Origin of the sequence: Cnuella takakiae (genome assembly GCF_001953305.1) — a bacterium.
Lineage (GTDB): Bacteria > Bacteroidota > Bacteroidia > Chitinophagales > Chitinophagaceae > Flavisolibacter > Flavisolibacter takakiae.
Genome location: NZ_MTFE01000010.1, coordinates 5,160,719 through 5,180,676, shown reverse-complemented (window position 1 = coordinate 5,180,676; position 19,958 = coordinate 5,160,719). Strand labels below are relative to the sequence as shown.

Annotated in this window: 12 protein-coding genes and 1 tRNA gene; 3 read left to right on the top strand and 10 right to left on the bottom strand. The window is 45.0% G+C overall.

The annotated features are described in order from the left end of the window. Positions 1-444: 444 nt before the first annotated feature. Positions 445-2,766: an FG-GAP-like repeat-containing protein gene (locus tag BUE76_RS22125; protein ID WP_083596442.1), complete on the bottom strand. Its 2,322-nt coding sequence runs from the start codon at positions 2,764-2,766 to the stop codon at positions 445-447. Between the two features lie 941 nt (positions 2,767-3,707). Beyond that, positions 3,708-6,605, bottom strand: a complete 2,898-nt coding sequence (locus tag BUE76_RS22120; RefSeq protein ID WP_083596443.1) for a hybrid sensor histidine kinase/response regulator — start codon at positions 6,603-6,605, stop codon at positions 3,708-3,710. Between the two features lie 534 nt (positions 6,606-7,139). On the opposite strand from BUE76_RS22120, the gene BUE76_RS22110 reads away from it, so the two are divergent. Next, positions 7,140-8,921, top strand: coding sequence for a PAS domain-containing sensor histidine kinase (locus BUE76_RS22110; protein WP_073041869.1), 1,782 nt, complete (start codon positions 7,140-7,142; stop codon positions 8,919-8,921). A gap of 269 nt (positions 8,922-9,190) precedes the next feature. On the opposite strand, the gene BUE76_RS22105 is transcribed toward BUE76_RS22110, so the two are convergent. The 4 genes from BUE76_RS22105 to BUE76_RS22085 form a co-directional block, all read right to left on the bottom strand. Continuing rightward, positions 9,191-9,436: a hypothetical protein gene (locus tag BUE76_RS22105; RefSeq protein ID WP_073041871.1), complete on the bottom strand. Its 246-nt coding sequence runs from the start codon at positions 9,434-9,436 to the stop codon at positions 9,191-9,193. A gap of 1,555 nt (positions 9,437-10,991) precedes the next feature. Beyond that, positions 10,992-11,402: a hypothetical protein gene (locus BUE76_RS22100; RefSeq protein ID WP_143157252.1), complete on the bottom strand. Its 411-nt coding sequence runs from the start codon at positions 11,400-11,402 to the stop codon at positions 10,992-10,994. Positions 11,403-12,155: 753 nt separating this feature from the next. After that, positions 12,156-14,141 (bottom strand): PAS domain-containing sensor histidine kinase, encoded by a 1,986-nt coding sequence (locus BUE76_RS22095; protein WP_073041875.1) that lies wholly within the window; start codon positions 14,139-14,141, stop codon positions 12,156-12,158. Between the two features lie 957 nt (positions 14,142-15,098). Further along, on the bottom strand, positions 15,099-15,386 hold the full coding sequence (locus BUE76_RS22085; RefSeq protein WP_073041878.1) for a hypothetical protein: 288 nt from the start codon (positions 15,384-15,386) through the stop codon (positions 15,099-15,101). 93 nt (positions 15,387-15,479) lie between these two features. Here BUE76_RS22085 and BUE76_RS22080 point away from each other — a divergent pair, with 93 nt between their 5' ends. Beyond that, positions 15,480-15,878, top strand: a complete 399-nt coding sequence (locus tag BUE76_RS22080) for a hypothetical protein (protein ID WP_073041880.1) — start codon at positions 15,480-15,482, stop codon at positions 15,876-15,878. 27 nt (positions 15,879-15,905) lie between these two features. Here BUE76_RS22080 and BUE76_RS22075 read toward each other — a convergent pair whose 3' ends face one another. From BUE76_RS22075 to BUE76_RS22065, 3 genes are all read right to left on the bottom strand, one after another. After that, positions 15,906-16,316: a response regulator gene (locus BUE76_RS22075; RefSeq protein WP_073041882.1), complete on the bottom strand. Its 411-nt coding sequence runs from the start codon at positions 16,314-16,316 to the stop codon at positions 15,906-15,908. Positions 16,317-16,392: 76 nt separating this feature from the next. Then, positions 16,393-16,797, bottom strand: a complete 405-nt coding sequence (locus BUE76_RS22070) for a response regulator (protein WP_073041884.1) — start codon at positions 16,795-16,797, stop codon at positions 16,393-16,395. A 149-nt stretch (positions 16,798-16,946) separates the two neighbouring features. Beyond that, a complete protein-coding gene (locus BUE76_RS22065; protein ID WP_073041886.1) occupies positions 16,947-17,369 on the bottom strand; it encodes a response regulator in 423 nt (140 codons plus the stop codon). Positions 17,370-18,467: 1,098 nt separating this feature from the next. Here BUE76_RS22065 and BUE76_RS22055 point away from each other — a divergent pair. Beyond that, positions 18,468-18,551: transfer RNA gene (locus BUE76_RS22055), tRNA-Phe, on the top strand. A gap of 36 nt (positions 18,552-18,587) precedes the next feature. Here the strand turns inward: BUE76_RS22055 and BUE76_RS22050 are convergent. Next, positions 18,588-19,958 (bottom strand): T9SS type A sorting domain-containing protein (locus BUE76_RS22050; RefSeq protein WP_216820706.1); only part of this gene is annotated, 1,371 nt, incomplete at its 5' end.

Below are 19,958 nucleotides of genomic sequence, written 5' to 3'. Positions count from 1 at the left end.
TCGTAAGCATTTTGTTTATATCCAATCACAAAACCTTCGATTTTAAATTTTGCAGTTTGGCTTGGAAGGGTGCAACCTGAAGATACTTTGGACTACCATACAACAGGCTTCCAATTTATCTTTCTAAATGAAGCAGGAGGTTTTAAACATCCCTATACAAAGCTTGCTTACAGGGTAATCCGGGCCAGTCGGCATTCTGGCCGGCACTGTACTCAAATACAGGGCTACCTTCATGGTGAATAGCACCGCCTGCCCATCATGATTGGGCAAACAGGATCCAGCACAATTAACTGCAATCTTTCATAGTTAAAGCTGCATCACTAATGTGCAGTCGCCTGCAATAACAACTTATTTTCTTTGGACAATAGCGCAGTGGTAATACACCTGATATGATGCTACCTGCTTTTATAGCTGCTGGATACTGCATCAGGTGGACTTATCGTTTTAGCGTAACAGCACTACTTTGCTACTTATGGACGATGCTGCCGTAGTCAGTTGCATTACGTAAACACCGCCTGGCAGCCCGCTGCTGTTAAAACGCACCTGGTAGGTTCTTCTGCCTTCTGCCTGCCCCTGGAACAAGCGCGCCACTTCCACACCATTGCCGTTATACACGCCCAGCACAACATAGCCTGTATTTTCTACCGAATAGCTGATAATGGTTTGTGAGGTGAATGGATTTGGTGCTGCCTTTAATGTTGCAGTCTCCTGCTCCATTACAGGTGTTGCCTTCTCTTTAGAAGCTCTTGCCAGAACAGGAGTTGCTCCTGATGAAGTGCATAGATTCATTAATATGCCTGCTGTGCCATCGTCATTATTTACTGCCAGGTCGGGTACCTTATCCTGGTTGAAATCTGCAGCCACTAAAGAGTTGGGAAAAGCGTTGCCACTGGGGAAGATGACCTTGGGTGCAAAGGTGCCATCACCATTGCCCAGGTTTACGCTGATAGCTGGTACCTGGTTGTTGCCTGGCACACCAACAAGGTCGATTTTGCCATCACCATTAAAATCCCCGGTGGTCATAGAAAAAGCACCAAAATCCTCAGTTTGCGGCAATGGGTTTGCAAAACCTCCTGCGCCATCTCCCAGGAGTATGTGGGATGGATCTGAACCATTACTGGTTACTACCAGATCAATTTTACCATCCCTGTTGAAGTCGCCGGAAGTATAAGAAAGGATGTTGTATACCCCTGTGTATACCTGTTGATCTTTGAAAGTGCCGTCACCCTTACCCAGCATCACACAGATGCGGCTACTAAAAATATCAGGATCAAAAACCATGGTCACCAGGTCCAGGTTCGCATCGTTATTAAGGTCCTGGATAATCAGAGGCACCGGTATTACGGGATTGCTTATAACGGGTAAGGGGGTGGCGAATAGACCAGCTCCTTTGCCCAGCATAATTAGGATCTCCTGGGAAGTTGTTGCCGTTATGAGGTCCAGCTTACCGTCTTTATTTATATCGGTTGTATGAATAATCTTTGGCAAACCGCCTATATTGGAAATCATGGGAGGGGCGAAGGTTCCATCCCCATTTCCCAGCATCAAGCCAAGATTCCCATCTCCGAAATCGTAAGCATTGGCAACAGCCAAATCCATCCTGCCATCTTCATTGAAGTCACCACCGGCAATAGAAACCGAGTTGCCCCCGGAATGGTACAACACTGCATTTCTGAATGTGCCATCACTATTGCTCAGCAAAACCCCCACATTGTTATCGTTAAGGTTACTGAAGATGGATGTCACGGCAAGGTCTTGATAAGGATCTCCATTGAAATCCCCGGCAATTATTGTTGAAAGCCCTGTAGCGCCACTGAAATAAGTTGCCGGTGGTGAGAAGCCGGGTTTATCACAGCCTGTATCTGTTGATCTTTCCACTCTGAAATGAATGCGCTGGGAAACCCCTCCTGCTCCTTTGCCCCATGTACGGCTATATGATTTGGCTGTAAGGGTGTATGCACCTTCCGGTAGTGTAACACCGTAATAGTTACCTTTTGTGTCATCTGCAAACAGTGCATAGGGAGTAAGGTTTTCGGCATGCCTGCGTTGTAGCGGACCTTGCATATGGAAGGAAACACTTCCAACCTGGTTGGGCGTAGTATGGGCACGGATGTTCAGCTTTGCACCAGGGAATGCAGCCGGGTCAATCACGGCTCCATCTTTCAGTTCCATTATATCTTTATTTGAGTCCGCATTCACCAGGGTAAACCCTTGAACTGCGGCTGAATAGCTTACGGTAAAATGGATGGTGTGGGGAATACCTTTAGTGCCCCTGCCTTTTTTGCCACTAAAGGGAATGGCGGTTAGAGAATAGGCTCCGACAGGAAGAGTGCTGCCCAAGAAATCATTTTTAGCATTGCCAAAGAGGGCGTATGGAGATACGTTTTCTACTTTATGGTAACTTGTTACGCCCCTGAGTTCGAATCCTACGCTGCCGGTGATAGGTGAACATACCTCAGCCTGGATGTTTAATGGTGCTCCTGAAAGTATTGCCAAATCAATTACGGAGCCTTCTTTCAACTCGCTGATTTTTTGATCCTTTTTTGCATTGATAAGCATGAACTTTGAGATGGTGACAGGTTTAATGCCCTCATTGTCTTTATCATTCTTTACAACCAGGTACTGTTTGCCTTTGGCGTCATTTGTCAAATGGATGCCACCCAAAAGGTCGCTACGGTTTCCTGCAATGTAAGTGGAAAGTCTTCCATGGTTATTGGTCAGTACACTGACAGCGAGTAGTATGGAGAGTAAGGGGAGTGGTTTCATATGCCAATGTATTAAGGTTAGGGGCTATAAGGGAGAAAGGCAAATCACCCAGGGTTCCTTTAGCTGATTCCAAGTACTTTGGACTTGTTTAAACTTGTGCCGAATCAATTGTAGCTGCTGCACATCTTGCGCTTCCCGGCGTTTTCCTGAAGGCACCAATTCCTAATTAAGCATCTTAATGATTTGATACACCAGGTTTTCAAGGTGCTGCGAAGCCTAGGTTTGTGTTCACTTTCCTGTATGTTCATGGGGCAGCAATCTTCATGTAAGCAGGCTACAAACGGGATTGTTGCTGTACCAGCCATTCCTTCGAACTACAAATAAATTGGTTTGACCTGCCAGCTCCTGATAAGGTATGGCTTACTGACTTGTGGCTTAACAAAAAGCTGCCTGTTTCGCAATCGGGAAGGAAGGTAATTCGATAGGCAATGGAGCCGTACTACTAAATTACATTTTATATACATAAATCCTACAGGGAGAACGAAAGGGATCTATGGATGTTTGTCATTGAAGAAACTTGTTCTAAACTTCCGTGGCGAAAACCTGAAAACTCTATCGTTATTTCCTGGCTAAATAGATCCTGACCTTTGTAGGGAGCGAGGTCTTTGTTCCTGAAATTCAAAGTAGGAGGGCAGGCCTTTTTGGGGGCCATCACTATCTGTAAACAGGATTGCATTCCGCGTTTAAAAAAAGGTTTAAAGCAGATAAGGAGTGGTATGCCGAAGCGTTTTCAAAACTTTGAAGATGGGGACAGCAGGTGGCCGTGGAGGTAAACCAATTTCTCTCCCGTTCACAAAGCGCTCATTAACGTGATAGCAAAAAAGCCCAAGGCGCAGCCTACAATGGAAGTTTGACTGGGTACATGCTTCCAGGCGCATAGAGGATCCAAAAGTCCTAAATGCACCTGGAAGCATGCGTCAAGCATGCACTTGTACTGCTTTCTAGAAAACTTCGTTAACTGATGCTCTGGAACACCAGGTTATTATAGTTTTTTTGATGGTTTCGATCTTGAACGGCTTACTGACAAAATCATTCATTCCGGCTGAAGTGCACCGATCAACATCTTCCCTAAAAGAGCTGGCTGTTAATGCCACAATGGGAAGCTTCAAATCCAGGCGGCTCCTGATAATGGTGGTGGCAGTTACACCGTCCATTTTGGGCATGTTGACATCCATAAGCACCAGGTCAAAATCATTTTCAAGTAATTGTTCGAGAACAGCCTGGCCGTTGTCAACCATAGTATAGTTGCATCCCAGGCTTTTAAGCAGGTGTGAAAGCAGCATTGCATTGACTTCATTGTCTTCTGCAGCCAGAATATTTACCTGCGAAAAATCAAAATGGGGGCCACTGTGATCAATGCTTTTGCTACAGCCTTCCTGTGCATAGTCCATTTCAAAAGGAATGATGAAATGGAAGAGTGAGCCCTTCTTTCCCTTATTACACAAAGGCACTTTCGGAATTTTGGCTTGAATGGTTCCTCCCATCAATGTAACAAGTTGCTTTACAATTGTTAATCCAAGCCCGGATCCGCCAAACTGTTTTGTAATGGATTGGTCGGCCTGCGTGAAGCTTTCAAAAATTGTTTGCAATTTCTCTTCAGGAATGCCAATGCCACTATCCTGCACAATACATTCAAGTGCAACAGTACCTTCCTGTTCAGGAAGCGATCTGTTCCAGGTGAAGGTTATACTTATAGTTCCATGCTCCGTAAATTTGAAGGAATTACCAATCAGATTTATCAGAATCTGGCAAAGCCGGTTTTGGTCTCCTATTAGAAACTCCGGAATGTCCGGATCTATAAGCAAGGTAAATTCAAGGCCACGCTCTTTTGCCATCAACTTATAGGGACTTATAGCAGACTTGATACTTTGCGAAAAATGGAACTTTTCCTTGAACAGGGTTAATTGGCCTTCTTCAATTTTGTTTAAGTCCAGCACATCGCCGATCAGTTTCAGCAACAGTTCCCCGGAGCTTTCTATTTGCTCCAGGTATTGTAATTGTTGTTCCCTGGCCAGGTCCGAACTTTTAAGCACTTCGGCAAAGCCCAGAATGCCATTCAGTGGCGTTCGGATTTCATGGCTCATGCTGGAAAGGAACCTTGATTTGTGAAAGTTTGCCAACTCAGCATGTTCCTTTGCCTGGATCAGGTAGGTCTCGCCTTTCTTTTGTTGACTTACATCAATGGCAAAACATACCACACCCCCCGGGTTGTATTCATCGGGAAACATGTAGGTTTCAAAAAACACCTTGGTTCCCTGGAATTCAAACTCGGAAACAAACATGTTGAACCCTTGTGTGAGTGCAATGGCTACCCTGTCAATAAAATGGGGGTATACTTCAAAAGTCCTGAGGCCTATAGCCGTTTTTTCTGCCATGCCCATTAACTTGAGGCCGGCGCCAATTGATTCGGTTACTATTCCATTTCCATCCAGCCGGTATACGATTATTGGCAGGTTTTTCGTCAATCCGTTTAAATACTGGCTTTTCTCTTTTAACTCATCTATCGCGATATTTTGAAATGCCAGCAGTTCCTGGTTTTTTTCCCTTAATTCTTGTTGCAGCAATTTGATATCATGAATGTCAGTTGTAACACCAAACCATTTCTGGATGGCGCCATTTTCATCTTTGAATGGTGTTGCCCTTACCAGCTGCCACCTGAATTGCCCATCAGATGCCCGCTGCATCCTATATTCAATATCAAAGGGATGCCCTGTACGAAGCGCTGCCATCCATTTTTCCAAACAGGGACCCTGGTCTTCCGGGTGTAAGAGCGGCAACCAGTTCCATTCCAATACGTCCTCTTTGGTCTTGCCTGTATATTCAAGGCCAGACTTGTTGCATTTTTGCAGGGCTCCATCCCTCCCCGCAATCCACTGGATTTGAGGGACCGCATCCATCATAAACTCCAGTTCCTGAAGCAACGAAAGTGTTTGATCTTTTCTTTGCACCTCAAGCAGTAAACCTTCCAGCTCCTGGTTGCTGGCCTTTAAATGCATTGCTGTCACCTTTTGCTCTGATTCTTTTGTATTGATCCACAAAGCTTTTCTCCAGGCAACAAACAGTAAAGAAAAAATCATCAAAGTAGCTTGCATTGCCACGCCAAAGCCTGTACCATAAAGGTGGAGCTCCTGTCCTTTAATCCTTAGAAATGCCAGCAGCAAGGGAAGCAGAACGACAACAGGTATCGATTTCCAAAAGGAAAGGGAGCCAGACAGCTCATTTGCGACATTGGCCAGGAAATTGTTTTTTGCCATTACCAGGATCAATCCGGTAGCAAGCAGGGAAAAGATTATGGAAGTTACCAGAACCATCGGGATAAATGGACTTAGTACTTCCTTACGGTCACCTGAAATAAATGCGGCACAAAGAGAAAAAAACGAAAGGAATAAAATAGTTAGTATAAATAAAGAAGAAAGGATGGAAGCAGGCTTTCCCTTTTTACCCATCAGCATTGCGGAACCCGTCAAGACGAAGTTTAAGGCTGCGACGGGAGATATAAGACGGCCATTCAGCTTATCCGCAAAGAAAAGGGTATCAATGGCAAAATGGTGCCAGTGGGCATACGCGGTTAATTTGGTTATGCCGCAGGTAATCAGCAGCAAGGGAATGCAGTATTGGCTATAATGCGCAAATAGGACGTTACCTGTTTTTGCATTGATCCATAGCCAGCATGCAGATAAAAGGAAAAGAGTGGCTGTTACCGGATTTAAAGATGTTAGTTCACTAGTGAACTGCTCCTGCCCATCCGCGTGAAATTGCCAGCAAAACAATATTGCCATCTGGACAAGAATGATGAGCAAACTAAGGCCAATAACCCAATGGTTAATTTTGTCCTTCATAGAGTATCCTGGATTTCACACAAGTAACAACATTATTCTAAGGAGGCGTGACAATAGGCGGCAAACCTTTGCCTTTTACGTATAAAAACGCGTTCTGCACTACCCATATACACTTATCAAAAAATGATTATAGGTTGATCTTTCTGCTTGCGGTCTTTCCTTTGATTCAACAGCCCTCTTGCTATGTTTATCCATGCAGCATAAAGACTACAACTGGAAGCTTGCGAGATATGCTAAGCAGGAATGAATCCGAGCACTTTATTTAATTCACATTAAGTTATCCCAGGTATAGCGGTAGCTTGCCCATGTAGCGGCTGCGCGGTTTTTCCCATGGGTATTCTGCTTGCAAATGCTTCGGTTAAAAGTAACATGTACCGGAGTGTTGTTTTTTAAAATTTTTTGCTTGCGCCAACGCTTGGTTTTTTGCTTTCCTATTACAGTAAGCGCGGATTGTAAGGGTATATACTTATGGGCTGGATTAATTTATTCACTGTCCGGACATGGTATAACTTCACACTCGTTTTACTACTGCTTATGAACAATATCAACCAGGTAATAGCACCGGTTCCGGATGGGACAAGTTTAGCATTTGCGCAAACCATGCTTCCCCTCCTGAGCGAAGGTTTGGTTATTGTGAACCCAGGTCTTGAAGTGGTTGCAATCAATGAGATCGCACAGCAGTTCCTGTTTTTCAAAAAGGGCACACCGCTAAAAGAAGGCGATAACCTTAGCGATTGGGCTATAAAGTGCAACCAGGGAGCAATCTTTCGTTTTGTTGAAAGTTTCCTGATGTCTCCGGACGCTGGCTTTGAGAGCTTGATTTGGAATGATGCAGTAGCAAAAGAGATAAAGGTAAAATTGGGGAAGCATACCTCCCAAAGTGGAGCCGTGCATATTGTAGCTGTCCTTTCCGAGGTGCCGGATAATACCCTGAACCTGTTAAACACAATCAATGCAATTGTATGGGTCGCTGAGCCGGTAAACTACATGGTTAGCTTTGTAAGCGAGCAGGCAAGGGAGGTATTGGGCTACACATCCGAAGAGTGGTACGAGCCAGGCTTTTGGAAAAGGGTTATTCACCCGGAAGATTATCAGCAAACGATGGCGGTGTGTTCTATAGCTTCACAGCAAGGGTTGGATCACACGCTGGATTACCGGATCATGACCAGGGCAGGGGACGTGCGATGGTTCAAAGACATCATCAAAGTAATAAAGGAAGGAGATAAAGTAGTTGCCGTCAAGGGTATTCTTATTGATATTACCCAGGAGGTACAAGCGAAGGAGGAGTTGTGTAAAAGGGATGAACTCCTCCGGGCGATTGCCAATTACTCTTTTGATTCCGTGGTTATCCTTAAAGAAGACCTCACCATAAAGTATGCATCACCATCTATAGAGCGGCTTATTGGTTATACGCCTGAAGAATTGTTGGGGTCAAATGCTTTGCTGTTGGTTGCTTCCAAAAGCAAAGCATACGCCGCTGAACGGTTAACCAAAGTGCTGCAGCGGATTGACGATCTGCCGGCGGAACTGTTTTTAACCTGCAAAGACGGCAGGCAGGTTCATGTAGAAGTTTTCGGAAAGAATTTGCTGGATAACCGGTACCTGAGTGGCATGATGCTATCAATAAGGGACATTACAGAAAGAAAAGAAATAGAAAGGGAACTCCTGAAAGCGCGGCTCGAACAGCAGGTTACCATCACAAAGGCCGTAATCAAAGCCCAGGAGTCTGAACGCAGTAACATAGCAAAAGAGCTGCATGATAATATCAACCAGCTGTTAAGTGTGTCAAAGCTGATGATAGAAACGGCCAAAGACCAGGTAGAATTCAGGGAAAGGTTCCTGGATCTTTCTTCAGATGCCCTGATGCAGGCGATCAGGGAGATCCGCAAACTTTCTTCGTCCCTGGTTGTTTATGACCTGCAGGATTTAGGGCTACGGGAATCGGTAACGAAACTGATTTCCTTGCATAATATATCACCGGATACAAAGATATACTGTAAAATTCCCGACCAGGTTGATGGTATCCTGGATAGTAACTCAAAAACCCACCTATACAGGATTATCCAGGAGCAGCTTACAAATATCCGCAAGCACGCTCAGGCTTCCAGGGTTTTCATCCGCATAGTGCAGAGGGGTAACACAGTCAGGTTGACAATCAATGATAACGGGTTAGGATTCCACCAGGATAAGAAAAAGAACGGAATAGGCTTACAAAACATCTATAGCAGGGTGGAGTTGCTGATGGGGCAGTGTAGTATTGAAAGTGTACCTGGACAGGGCTGTACAATAACCGTAGATATCAATGTTCACCAATGATCTTATATTGAATCAGCAGTAAGTCTGCCTTGATTTTGATGCCGCTAAGGAACAGCCTGCCTTTAGGGGTGCTGAAATCGTTGTACCTGTTTGCAGGTCCAGAACTAAGCGGAAGGGGTTAGGGTAAGCCCAAAGAAGCCCCCCTGAATCCTGAATTAAACGAGCCTTTCGGAAAACCAGGGGCACCCGCGGAAGGGTGCCCCTGGTATTATATTTGGTCGGCGATGTGCTAAAAAGAGGGAAACAATCCTGGTTGGCATATCCAAGGATTACTGCTTGTTAACCCTGTGGTGCAGGCTATGCCTGGATTCTTTGGTCAGATGGGCCAGGCACTGAACCTTCTCCTTATACGTCCTGATTATCTCACCAATAGGTACACCATTGACTGCTCTGTTCAGGTCAATTTCAATCCCGGCTTGCAAGTTTTTGTTATAGCTGAGAATGACACTCGCATGCAGGATTTGAAAATCAAAAAGGTCTTTTCGTGATGTCTCAACGGATTTTTCAAATTTCATAAGACAAGGGTTTAGGGTATGGTCTAAAAAAAGGTACGAAAACGAGTCAGCTACATGATCGTAAATCTAAAAATATTGATGAGTTAAAATACTTCCGTGCAAATAAAATTTTTGGGCAAATGGAGGTGCAGTTTTACTCCATCCGTTGTGCTTGCATAAGAATGGCTTTATGATACTTACGAGTTTCAGCTTTTGGAATACTTGCTAATGGAAAGCCATGGATGTCATTCTTTTTACTTCATACCGTATGGGCATTGCCGGGGAAAATGTATTCTATGCTTTTTTAACTAAAAGCCCCGGCTAAGAATAGCCAGGACGTACATGGGTGTCCTTTAAGACAACCTTACCATGTATTTTCCAACAACATTACTGCCAGAATACCCAGGCGGGAAGGGGCAGGGCAATCACATGCTTAATACAAAGTTGGTTGTATTTGGACTTATAATACTCCCAAGGTTAGAAACCCCTGTGCAACAGGGGCTGTACTGTAAAAAAACTTCGTGGAATCCTAGTCGCACCAGGTTAAAGTAGGGGCATCGTCAAAAAGAGCACTACTATAAGATTGAACCTACTGGTAGTGATGATGCTAACAAAGTATCATGCAAGAGTGACGGGCATGTAAATCAGGAAATGATCCTGAAGGGTTTCAGGTAGATGCAGAAAAAAGCCCCTGTGATAAAACAGGGGCATTTCCAATAGTCCTTACACTTTAATACTTACAAAACATACAGATAGCCATTGAAGCAAAACCTCCTATCAACTACCGCAATGGTTTGGAAAAAGAAAGGTATATGTTAACCTTGACCAGGTAAAATTATCGTGCAAAAACCCCGAAATTTTAAGAGGAAATCCATAAGCGACGCACAAGAATACTCTTAATAGTGCAAAAGGGCAGGAAGAGCAGATCATAGGGATTTGCTATTGTTCCTTGATTGCTTTCAGGTACTCCGGAACGCCTCTGGGGGTACCCGTTGCGTTGGCGCGCTTATTACTTGGGTACACCCTTGGGTTGCATTGTTTATGGTGCACAGGAAAAAATACATTGGATAACGAAATTGCTCCTGATTGACAAATGGGGCAGTCTCCTTATCCTAATTTAATCAACAAGGTATCAGTAAACTGCTCATGGTAAAAAGCAAGTTCTGTTGAGCAATAAAGGTGCGAAATTTTTGGCAAGAGAATAATCCGTACAGTTAGTTTTCAAACGGAATGGCCCTTGTTGAAACAAGGGCCACAACCATAACACCCCTGCTTTAGCGCATGATGGATGTAAGTACCAGCAAATATAAAATGGGTGTGCTAATCTTTTTTGTTTTGAAAATGTTCCCTTTGCAAGTCCATTGATGATGTTCCGGAAAAGTAAAAGCCTGAAATCTTTGGAACTTAAGACTTTAAGCTTTGTACCGGGAAGCAGATGCAAACGCTCTCCCCTCGGGTTAAAGATCCGCGAAACAGGTTTTTGCAAAATCTAAAACGCAGGCTTTTAAAAGGCTTCAGCAGATAGGCTTTATGCACTTTTTCCCAAAACCTCGCCTATTTTGATAAGGTTATCGTGTTAATCATTGCACTTGTTGCACATCTTTCGGGGCTTCTTTGCTGAAATTTCCCGTGTTGCTTCCGCTTTAGCTTTCAGGTGCATGGATCTTATATAAAAATCCCCGCCAGAATCCAGGCGCATCTTAATTGAATCCAGTGTTCCTGATTGGCCCAGTACTTTGCCGATTCCATCATTATACATTTTGATGGCGCCTTCCCTGCTGATAAGATCTTTTATAGCCTTATCTATTACGTACTTCATTTCCTCCACATCATCATTAGCCTTTTCAAGGGCAGGAAGTGCCAGCTCCTCGATCTCCTGATTGTTTTTTACATTGTCAGGTTTGGTATTTTCTTCATTGCGGAAGTTTGCCTCTGTATTGCAAGCAAACAAGAGCAGGGACAATGCGAGTAGGATTCTTGGAGCCATCAGGGCTGCAAGTTTCTAATTTTTCTATTACGCTGCCACCTTTTTGCAGGATGTTAGGTGTTTTTACCTAACATCCAAAACGGGTTTTCCCTTCACTTGAGTAAAGGATTGATTTGCTAATGCTTTTAGTGTTTACACATTAATAAAGGAAGGACAGAATGGCTATAAAAGAACCGTTTTATTAAAAACTTTTCTCTTGTACCAGAACGCAGGTAATGGCAGGTGTACAATAGAAATACAAACTTCAAGGTGCCATCACGGATCTTATAAAAACCTGTAGCACAACAGAGCTGGCAAAGCCTGTTTTCCAACTAAACTTAAAAATGATTGCGATTTCTATAAGCCTATCGGCAAACGTGTGCCCCCGATGGGACAACCACATCCATACCCATGGGGGGAGAGTCAATATGGGCAATTGCCGGACCTCCAGAGAAAAGTTCCGGATCTTGAATTGCCATAACCCCATAAGCCGAAGCAAAGGCCACAGAAATAGGTGCAGGCATTAGGTGCAACCATCGGCATTCAGGAAGCTTTCCTGCCCGTGCTTTCTGTTGCTAGGAAAGGTACTGTTCCAGTGAACGGGGACGTAACGATATAAAGAGGTCAATTTAATTAAAGGAGCCTTCCCGCGGAAATGGGTAGGATGCGATGCCTGGGAGGCTGAAGCGGTGAAAGGGGAAGGAAAGAACTAAAGGGCGTTGGATAGGGTCACTTAAGCGCAAGATCGGTGCAGAGGGAGTAAGCGTGAGTATTTTATAAACGGGTTGGCAGTATGATGGTGAAAACTGCCCCAGCTCCTTCCACGCTTGTTGCACTGATGGTGCCTCTGTGGCCTTCAACGATTTTTTTGCACAACGACAATCCTAAACCTGTGCCTTCATACCGGTCTTTGGAATGCAACCTTTTAAACGATTTGAAAATATCGGCGGCATAATCCTTATGGAACCCGATACCATTGTCGCTTACAGTAATTTTTACGGCAGCTTCCCCCTCCAAATCAAAGGGTTCGCAATCAATGGTAATTTGTGGTGGTACGCCTTGCCTGGCAAATTTGAGGGAGTTGTTGATAAGGTTGTACAGCAGCTGGTAGATCAGGATGGGTACGCCGTACACCTGGGTGGAGCAGTGAAGCGACAGCACTGCATTTCGCTCGTCAATGAGCACCTCCAAATCGGCCCGGATATCGTGTAAGATGTGCGCCAGGTCCACCGGTTCGCGGGGTTGTTCGGCCTCATTGAGCGATGCGTATTGCAGCACCCCGTCAATCATTGCCGTCATCCTGCTGGCGGCATGTTGTATTTTTTGGAGGTGCCCCATGGATTGTTCACCGACCTTCTCCTGCAATTCCAGTTGCAACCTGCTGGTAAAGGTTTTTATTTTCCTGAGGGGTTCTTTGAGGTCGTGGGAGGTCACATGGGCAAACTGCTGCAGTTCCTCGTTGGAGCGTTGCAGATGTTTGAGGCTGTCCTGCAGTTGTGCTGTCCGGTCGTTTACCATTAGCTCCAGTTGCCTGGTCAGGGTACGATGTCGTTCTTCGCTTTCCTGCAATTGCGCTGTTTGTCTCCTTTGGGTCGTAATATCACGGCATTGCCAGCACCGGGCATGACATACACCATCGGGGCCAATCACGGGAAAGCAGTGTTGCTCAATGATCCTGCCGTCTTTGAAGCTTATTTCAAAAATCCCACATACCGAGTTGTTTGCATACAGCCACTCCACATGTTGCTGTAAAGCAGCAGCATTGGCCACCTGGTGTTGTACCATATTCAGCGAGTCGGCGTCGCTCAGCCGGCTTAAACTGCCCCGAGGGAGGCCCCACATCTGTTCAAACTGCCTGTTGCCCATCAATATCTTACGGTCAAGGGTAGTGAGCAGGATGGCATCAGGGTTGTTGTCCAGTTGGGCTTCCAGCAGCAGGCTGCGGAACGAAAGCTCCTGTTCGCTTCTGATCCGCTCTGTAATATCGCGGCTGACGCTGATAATGCCGGTGATGGCTCCGGTGCCGTTTGTTACGGGTGCCACCAGTACATCCCACCACCTGGGGTTGCCTCTTAAGGTAGGACAGTAACTTGTGAATTGTACTTTTTCGCCCTGCGCTGCCTTTTGCACCGCCTGGTCTATAATCTGCTGGCCTGCTGGTGGCAGCAGGTTTTGCCAGCTTTTCCCTTCAATTGTGGCAAAGTCGTCCAACTCCAGCAGCTGTACCCCTTTTTCATTTACATACTTAAGGCTGCCGTCCAGTTCCATAATCTTGACGCAATCAGGGCTGCTGTCCAGGATATGCTGTGTTAGTTGCTTTTTTTCTTCCGCCCTTTGTTGGGCCAGTATTTCATTGGTGATATCATGCCCTATCGCAACGGCGCCCGTAACCTGGTTGCTTTCATTTATAAAGGGGGTGATCTCAATACGGTGTACGGCATGTATAATCCCACCATCTTTTGGGTAAGCTACCGGAGCCACCCCCCAGGTAAGGGGCTGCGCTTGGGTATATACTTGCTGAAAAGCCTGTTCCAGGCCCGCCAGGGCCTTGCCTTTCCGGGCTTCAAAATAGGGCTGGTGCAATACCTCCTCAAGGGGGCAGTTCCAAATGCGCAGCAGTAAGCTGCTGACAAGTTCAATTATAAAGTTGGGCCCACTCACCACTACAGCAGGACCCGGCCATTGTGCAAATAGCTCGAGCGGATCTTCCCAAGGTAAAGGGGTTTTTGCTGCTGAAGCCTGTTTTTCTGAATGCAACATGGTTTTGCGGTATGCTTTTAAAGATCTGCAATATTGCCGCAAGGCAAAACCCAAATGGGCCAGCCCTGGAAAAAGAGCGGTGAATAGGCTTGTTGGCCGGTTTACTTAAGGGTTTGGCATTATTGATGGTGGCCATTTCTGCCTTTTGTCACCTTGTATTTGGGCCCTAACATAGCGGCATCCTTTTGGGTTAACCATGAAGTCTATAAAAAGGAGCGCAGAATGGTATTACAGGCCTCTTCACCACGAATGCTTTCTGCCTTGGTATAGCCCTATTGAACAACTGGACTGCTCAACCTTGCTTTCCACAGGAACACCGCCAGCTGCAATGTCACGCGGATGCCTGGGAATGTTCCGCAACGAGATAACAGGAGATCTTTCAAACAGCACCGTTCCTACGCTTATTACCGGAGCCAGCAAAGACAGACTCACCCGACCTGATGCCAGTGCATACATGGGGGATCATTGGCAAAATGCAGAACTTATGATGGTAGCACCAGGCAACCCCCAAGGTTTGCTGGAAAGTCACAGGGATGTAAATGAAGCTGCAGCGCGACTTTTTCAGAAGTTGAAGGGAAATGTTTCAGGCTGCCAGAAACTATTTCCAATGTGTTGCTGTGGTGCAGATTAGGTCAGAATGGGATTGCCAGTCAAGGTACAAAAAGGAAACATTCACAAAGAGGTTGAGTCCTAAGGATTATTTCCATGGTATTAGTCCTGATAACTTGAATTTGGGCTGTAGTCTGGGTTGCGGGAATTTTTGCTAAAACACTTCGTTCAACAGCATACAATTCAGGCATAGGTTCCAGGCTGATGATACACCTGGGTTTGGGACCCGGGGGCGCAGGTTTAAATCTGTATTCCCGACAACTTAAATTAGCAAACCTGCTCCAGTAGCAGGTTTTATCGTTTTTAGGCTAGAGTGGTAGCAAAAAAGATAGCAATTTTCGCCGCTAGCTAGCTATTCAAAATCGCAACTCTTTTCGCCTCGTAGTCGCTTGGGTGCAGCAAGTGTCGGCGCCCTTCCAGTTCATTCAACTTGCCCTCTTTTTGTTGTGCCACCAGCTGTGCATCTGTGATGCCTGAGAAGCGTGAATGAATGGCCGCAATTGCTGTAAATTTTTCCAAACTGGTTTGCATTCCCTTTGTGCTATCGGTAATGGCCTTGCGGATGATGAAATAAAGAACGAGGGCAACAACAAAGTTGCCAGCAGGCAAGGCGGCAAGTAGTAACGTTTGATCCATGTCGATGGTTTTGGTTCGGGGTAACAGTATAAAGCCTATTTTATATCCTTTCCTTTGCATTTCACCAACTAGCCCACGTTCATAATTTATCAAATGCGTTTCCACCTTACTATCACCCACGGCATCTACACCTTCCGCTTCGATGTGGAACTAGCCGGGAAGGATAAGCATTTCGAGTGGTGGCGACTGGTTGCCGGTGATCGGGTGGTAAGACTGCAATCAAACCGGCCAATGCTTATCGCTAAGGGGCTGAAAAAGATGCTAGTGTCTTGGAAATTTGTTAAGGGTGAGGTTAAGGATAAAAGAGCTTTGGCAAAGGTCTGCAAGGCTATTGAGAATCACCCAGCGGGACCATTTCCGCCACTTCCCGCACCTTCACCATATCCAAATTTGCCGGTGCGAATGCTTTTAGCCCAACCAAACGCAAGAAAGGAAAGCAATGGTGGTGGGTCGAACCTTGGGAAAGAGGAAGAAAATAGGTTGATGCCCTGATGAGAGTTTTGGAAGTTAGATTATAGTCTATTGCTTTAAAGAAAAGTTTTTCAATTTCAATGCAAAACTTACCAGTTCATGAAATGAATCACCTTTTTTTATACACTCATATGCACCTGCAGAAATCAACTGACTCCTTTTCAGAGGTGTTATCCAACTTGAGAAAATAATTACAGGGATATGTTTATACCTGGAACTTGACTTTAAAACATGTAAAATATCAGTTGCATCAAGCTCTGGCAAGGTATTATCTAAGACGATGAGCTTTGGTAACAGTTCTTCTTCTGTTTGTTCTAAATAGTGTAACAGCATTTTACCATTGATAAACTTTTTCACCTCTTCTGCAAAGCCTACTTCCAGGAAAGCAGAATCTATGAAGGAACGATCGTCCTCATCATCATCTACAAGCAGGATGGTAAAAGGCAAGCCATTTTTCATTCTTGTAAAATAAAAAGATTTTTTCCCAGTGAGTTACAAACAAATGAAAATTAAGCCACAATGGCTGAGTAAAGTTTTAGTTGTAGCCTTGAGCCAGACTATTTATTATGCTTTTAAACACCTCGATGCATTCATTCTTACTCTTCCCCTTTACATAGTAAGGTGTTTTGAACATTTGGCCAAAGTACCGGTCAATCGGGTATTCCGATTCTGTAAATATCACAACTTTCAATTTACAGAATCTTTGGTCATCCTTTAGTTTAGCCAGCACAGTTCTTCCATCCATGTAGGGCATGTTCAAATCCAAAAGAACCATATCAGGCATACATCCTTCAAATTCACAACTAGCTAAAGTGCCCAGCAAATCGTATCCATTAACTGCAAACCTAATTTGAATATATGGGTCAATTTCCGCAATGCATTCCTTGTATATAGCTTGTTGATCAAAGTCGTCCTCGGCTATTATTAGGATCATCGTCATGAATTAAAGAGGATTTACGGGATAGATTTTGAAGAACTGATTTTTACAGGGCATTTATTTGATGACGTCTGAAGGAGCTTTTTGTTCATATGCAATAAAAAAATGGCCCTGGTAGAAACCGGGGCCGTATCCGTATTTACAAAAACTAATTATTTATTATCCAGATCTCCTACGGTTACTAAACCACTGTACCAGTTTACAAGGTTATTGATACTCTTTGCATGGTCAATAAGCCTGTCTCCTTTCATGAATAAAGGTGTATTCAAGCGGGATGCTAAAAGGTAGTTTTTTGGGTTTTTGGTCCTGGAATAAAATGCTACCGGCAATTCTTTGAATGTAGGTCTGTCTCGCAGATTTTGCACAGCTTGCCAGCCGTCAAAATTCGGCAAATAGAGTTCAACTAAAATTAAATCAGGGAGTTTGCCAATTGAAGCAGAGCTGCTATCAAGCAGATTCAGCATCTCGCATCCATTAGTTGCATGAAGAGTTTGCACACCTGGCAATCTTTCTTTAAGAAGCATGTCTGTAATAGCCAGTTCTGTTGAGTTGTCGTCAACTATAAGGATCAGCATAGTTTTCTGCAATTAGGATAGGTAGGGATTGAAGGCTGCAAAGTTGAGTTACCAAAATTTTTTTAAATACCTGCAAAAGGTTTTTGGCAAAAAAATGTCCCAGTAGACACCAGGACCGCAACCAAAACCAACTGCTTAAATAAGCAAGCAGAACTAAAGTAGGCTACAGCTTTAGCAATTTCAACGGTATTGCTTAGCAAGTTTTTGTTCTGTTAAAAAGGAAAAGAGCACTGGCAAGAAAACCAGGGCGTGTACTATTGTTTTTGCAATTGAGATTTAAAAGTGGTTACAATCTTCCTGCCAAAAGAAAAGCCCCTGCTGGAAAACAGGGGCACTCTTGAATTTTCCTATATTATCATTTTTACGATGACTACCACTGTGGAAACAGCGGTTGTTCGTACCAACAATCCTGCGAAGGATTGAGAAATGAAGGTATCTCAAAGGTTTGGCCATAACCTGCATTTGTAAGTAATATTCAGGCGCATAAGGGGAAATGCATAGTTTGATTACGATGGTTATTCCTATCCGCTCCGAACATAATTAACGGCTATATTCAGAATTGAGCTGGAACCGTTTACAGAAAAGTTCAGCAAGATGAGCTTTATGGATGCTCAAAAGGCAAATATTGAAGACAAGCCTAAACGGATCACTTGGGCTACTTCACTATATGACGAACGCAACGAAATTTAAAAGGGTTAAGAACCCCTTTTTAAGTTGTTGATTTGGCTCCAGTACCTCTTTGCCATCCAACTATACAATCCTAGGTTTTTTGCGCCATTTTTCTTTTCGTACGTGGCAATGTACTTTTTAAAGCAGATTGCGGGCAACTCTCTTATCATGTGTATGAATTTGGTTCGTGCTGGTTTTGTGCCGAACAGTGACCAGGACAAGAGCTTCACCATAGGCCTGAAATGACCAGGGCATAAAAACCTGGTTTGTGGATGATGATCAATTTAAAAAAGTGTTGTTGATCTTGCGGTGTCGTTTTATTATTTGGTCCGGTGGCTCCATGGCTCATTAGGTACTAAAAATCCTGACAAGTATGCATGGCTCTTACAAGGAAAGAGCATGTCAGCACTGTTAAGTTGCCGCTCACCCGCCTGGGTGGCGATATTGTTAGACGCAGCAGACCGAAAATCTACCGTTCGCAAGAATGTGCCGGTTCAAGTCCGGCCCCGGGCACAAAAAAGCCGCTGATCATTCAGCGGCAATCGTTTGCTATTTGACCACGATCATTTTGCGGCTGCCTGCCACCCGCCCGTCTGCAATCAGGGTATAGGTGTACACTCCTGCTGCAAGCCTTCCCGAATCAACCAGGTACTGCCCTGCACCTTTGTTGTTGAGTGCAGCATTCAGCACAACCTGCCCCTTTGTATTGCTGATTTGCAGGGAAAGGTTGCGTGTACCTATGGGGGCGCTATAATGTATGATGGTACTGCCCTGTAACGGGTTGGGGGTGTTTTGTTCCAGGTATGCTTTCGAGTTGGTATGGGTTGGTGGCAACGAGGCCAGTTGTAGCTCCTGTACCATTTTTTTTAAGGCTGCTAGTTCTTCCCTGAGGCTTTTGTTTTCTGCTTCCATTTGGGAGTGCAGCTCCTGCATTGCTTTTACCAGAGGCACCACAAACTCGGCATAACGCAAACCATAAAATCCATTTTCTTTCTCGGGTTTGTCCACCCCGCTGAATTCGTAGTGCAATGAGTCGGCCAGGGCGGCCACCTCCTGCGCTACAAAACCTGTGGACAGCTGTGCGGGCTTACCGCCCTGGTTGTATGCTGTGCCCCTTTGTTGTTGCTGTATATCGCCTTTAAGCTTGTTGTTAGGAATGGTGGATTGCGCCTGTGCTTTGATGGCAGCAATATTCAAAGTATAGGTAAGCGGTTTCAACCGGTTGATAAATGCCAGGCCCGGAACGTTATCTTTTTGGTTCTGCTTGTACCGGCCATCAGAAAAGGTGGTCCAGCCCACCTTTCCCCCGATGGAGGTGATGTCTTCGTTTCCTACACGCACCTGGTTCGACTGGTTGACGGTGGCACCATACCCGATAACTGTAAAGTTGGACAAGCCCTGCTCTGCGTTGGTATGTGCGCCAAGGAAGGTACCTTCCATTACATCGGTAGCCTGGGCCCCTGCAGCTTCGCCCAATGCCGAATTGCCCGATCCGTCAAGCACCGCACCAAGTGCATTGTTGCCTACTGCTGTATTGCCGGTACCATTATGGGTTTGGTACATGGTGGCATACCCAACGGCAACGTTTGCGCCTCCCTTTCCCAACTGGTACAAAGCAGAATGGCCAATGGCTGTATTCTTGTCGCCAGCAGTAGAATTGGAGGTCATAGCCATATACCCTACAGCCGTATTACCCCACCCACCACTCAAAGCTTTATACCCTACTGCAGTATTTTCATAACCTGCTCCAATCGACGACGGGTCCTCTCCATCGCCTGCATCGTTGAACCGCATGGCCTGGAATCCCACTGCAACATTATTACGGCCGGTGGTAGTATTGCCAAGGGCTTCCACGCCTATTGCCGTATTACCCTCCCCGGTTATTGCCTGGCTGCCCGAGTTGGCGCCAACAAAAACACT